The sequence below is a fragment of the Erwinia sp. S38 genome (assembly GCF_016624545.1).
Taxonomy (GTDB): Bacteria; Pseudomonadota; Gammaproteobacteria; order Enterobacterales; family Enterobacteriaceae; genus Erwinia; species Erwinia coffeiphila.
The window spans coordinates 1-3,481 of sequence record NZ_JACVTS010000057.1 but is presented as its reverse complement, the minus strand read 5'-3'; the positions used below and the strand labels follow the sequence as shown (position 1 = coordinate 3,481).

1 protein-coding gene and 1 pseudogene are annotated in these 3,481 nt (G+C 60.3%); both read right to left on the bottom strand.

What is annotated here, in order from left to right:
• Nucleotides 1–3,366 (bottom strand): ImcF-related family protein (locus tag IBT46_RS26935; protein WP_200548121.1); only part of this gene is annotated, 3,366 nt, incomplete at its 3' end.
• Nucleotides 3,350–3,481, bottom strand: a pseudogene (locus IBT46_RS27520) (hypothetical protein); the annotation flags it as partial. The gene IBT46_RS26935 and the pseudogene IBT46_RS27520, both read right to left, overlap by 17 nt.

Here is a 3,481-nt window from a genome sequence, read left to right as displayed (position 1 = left end):
GAAGCTGCGCAGCCCCAGCAGCGCCAGTGGCCCATTACCCAGTTGCGTTCGCAGCACCCACTGCAGCCTGCTGCCGTCCGGCGCGCTAAAACTCATCATCCAGTCGCTGCGGTCCTGCTGCTGTCGTTTCCCCTGCTCCAGCCAGCGAATAAAGCCCCAGGTCCCGCTATAGTCACCGAACAGGCGCGCCCCGGCGCTGGTTGTCGTCCACGTCAGCAGGGTGCCTGGCTTCCAGGTCTCCCCCGGCCAGCGGAAGCTTTGCCAGTCGGCCATCTGGTTGAAGTAATGCAGTTTTTGCCCGTCAATGGTCAGCTGCGTTTCGGTGACTTTCGGCGCGGGAAGCGCCTGGAGCTCAAAACCGATCCCCTGTCGCCCGTCGGTAAACAGAATGTCCGACAGCTGGCTTAACTGGTTAACCGCTTTCAGGAAGGCCGGATTAAAGTTAAGCCCCTGTCCGCGAGCGTTATCCGGTACCCAGCGGCTGCCCTCTTTATGCAGCACGCCGCCCAGCTCGGCGCGGAGAAAGCGGTCAATGCGCCCGCTGTCCCGGCGGATAAACTCGGCCAGCATCGGCAGAGAGGCATCGCTTTTACTGGCGGCGAACGGGAAACGCCCGTCGAAAGCGGTGCGCCAGTTGGCGACAACCGAACGATTCCAGCGCTGGTTGAGGCTGGCTGCCGACGGCTGTAACACCGTTTCCCGGGCCTGCGTCAGCGGCTGCACAAACAGGGTGTGCCCGAAGCCGCTCCACTCTTCACCGAGGCTCGCCGCCATCAGGCTGCCATACTGCTGCGTGTCGGTCAGATCCACGCTTTTTCCCTGAAACACGGTCTGCGCCAGCGTCTGCATCATCGCCTGCGGATCGGACGCTCCCGCCACCTGCTGCAAACGCAGGCGGACACGGGTGATGCGGGTCAGCCAGCTTTGCAGGCTGAGTGAGCCGTCCGCCGACATCACGCCCGCGTCTTTATTTTTGCCCAGAATCTGAAGCAGCGGGCCAAAGGTTTCATCCAGTGGTCCCTGTGGCCCCCCTGCCTGCTGGCCGATAAGCGGTTTATCCCGGCTGCCGACCAGGTCTCTGGCTGAACGAAGCAGCGAATCGGACAGCGCTTCATTCTGCCGCCCCGCCTGCCCCTGCCAGGCCAGCGTGTTCATCAGCGCAATCAGCGGCGACTGGCGTACATCGCTCATCAGCGTCAGCTGGTCGGTCACATCCGCAATCGTATTGGCGGGCTGCAGGCGCAGTCCGTTAAGGAAACTCAGCCAGCTGCCGGCAAAATCGGTGAAGTAACGGCGGGTCAGGCGCGCCCGGAGCGCTTCCGGGGTGATATCCGCCGACACCGCCTGGCGATTGTCGCTGAGCACCCAGTCAATTTCCTCGCGCCGCGAAGTGGCGGCCTTCTCAACAGCCTGCCTGACGCCGCCCTCCCACGCCTGACGGGTGAACATACCGGGTACCACCCTGTCGGTATAAAACAGTCGTCGCGCATCGGTGCCGCCGGTCATGTCCTCCAGAGACACATCGGCATAATTCCGGCGCACGGACTTCAGCATGTTTTCATACAGCGTGCTTTCGGCATTACGACGGCCAAGCTGCCGGAGCAGCACCTGGCGGCTCTGGCTGATCAGAGACGCATCCGGGGTAATTTTCCACTGTGGCTGTTTTGGCAGCTCAGAAATGTAGAACGCCCACAAATCCGGCGACAGGCTCTGCCACAGGCCACTGGAAATACCCGGATGAGTCTGTTGCACCGCCTTCATCGTCCGGGCATAAAACGCGCTGTCCACTTTATCCGGGCGCGACATCATCAGCCAGGCTTTCAGCTGGTCATAGCCGGGCTTCGCCAGCTGCCTGCGCTGCTCGCTGTCGGGGGCTGAATTCGCGAGGGCCGCGAGCTTTTGTGCCAGGGCGATAGCGGCCGGATCGCGGATCAGGCGGTTATTCGCCATGCCGTACCACGGGAGCATGGCGGAGAGAAGCTGGCGATGATGATCGAGGCCAAAACGCAGGAACCAGGGGGCACCGTGCAGGATGCGGTGCTGCAGAAGGCCTGCCTCGTTGCGTAACTGGTGCAGGGCGGTTAGCTGGCTGTCCGGCACGGCGGGATGCTCAACCAGGCCATGCGCTTTATCTGTAACCTGAATAATCTGCTGCCGGTTCAGGGAATATGACAGCAGCAGCCCGGCACCCCAAAGGCCGAGAACAGCCATCAGCGTCCGGCAGAGCGTCTGCTGCCAGGCCATGCCAGCGCGGTGACCACGTACACGAACACAGTCACTGAGGATACCCTGCCAGGTTTTCGGCAGTATGAGTACATGTCGCTGCACCCGGAGGGCCGGATTATCTGCCCGAATCGGGTAAGCGCCGGTTCCCTCTTTCGCATGATTGTCGGTCACCGAAGCGGGGCTGCCAGGCAGGCTGAACATCAGGCCACGCAGCATCACGGACCGCTGAGAGCCATAAAGCCATGGCGTCAGCTGCCGGGCCCAGCGGGTAATCCCGTCCTGCTCAAGATGCTGACCAAGCCGCAGCAGAAAGTCGTTTCGGTTATCTTCCGCTATCTGGCTGATGCCCTGCATTCTCAGACCGGGGAGCAGGCTTTCCATCTGCCGTATGATGTCATCCTGGCTGGCACGAAGCGGAAACAGCGCACCCACGGCCTGCTCGCCGCGCCCGGCCTGCGACCACGCGCTGTCGGCGAGCTGCCACAGCCACACCGGAGCGCGGTAACGCAGCCGTTCTCCGATCTTTTCCAGCCCGCGCAGATCGCTGTCACTCACCTGCGGGGACAGACTCATTGCGGGTGAAATGACGCGAACAATACCATCCAGCGGGCGACGACGGCGGAGTTTGCGCAGCGCGGTCATTACCGCCGTATCAGGTTCATCTGTCAGGCTACCGCGGTAAATCAGTACGGTACGGCTGCCTTCCAGCCACTGCTGTTGCTTCAGCCCGGGGATCAACTGTTCAATCGCGTCGTCATCGCCGGTGACCAGCAGCAGACGGACTTTGCTGCGCCAGAAAAATCCGTAACGGTGACGTAAATGCCTGCCGATAGTACCTTTGAGAGGCAAGTCCGCCGTTTTTTTCTTGTTGCCTGGCACTATGGAAGAATTCAGCATCACTTTATCGCGAATCAGTAAACGAGATGCGATCACACCCAGCAGCAGCACGCTGAGCGATATTACCCAGAGGATAAAACAGGCCAGCATAATCTGACGGATGGCATGCCAGTCAGTGGTGAAATCCTCTTTCCAGAACCACCAAAACAGCCCACCTGATAATACAAGCAGCGTTACGGCAGCAATAAACAACAGCGCTGTAGGAAGTACAGAGAATTCAGCGGGTTTATTTTCCTTGGCCATAAGGTTTAACGATCCCAAATGCAAGAGTGTGTTGAGGGTCTTTGGCTATCCAGCCGCAGGGTTCTTGATAATGATTTGCGCCAATAGCAGCCAGGGTCAGCACAATCAGCATTTC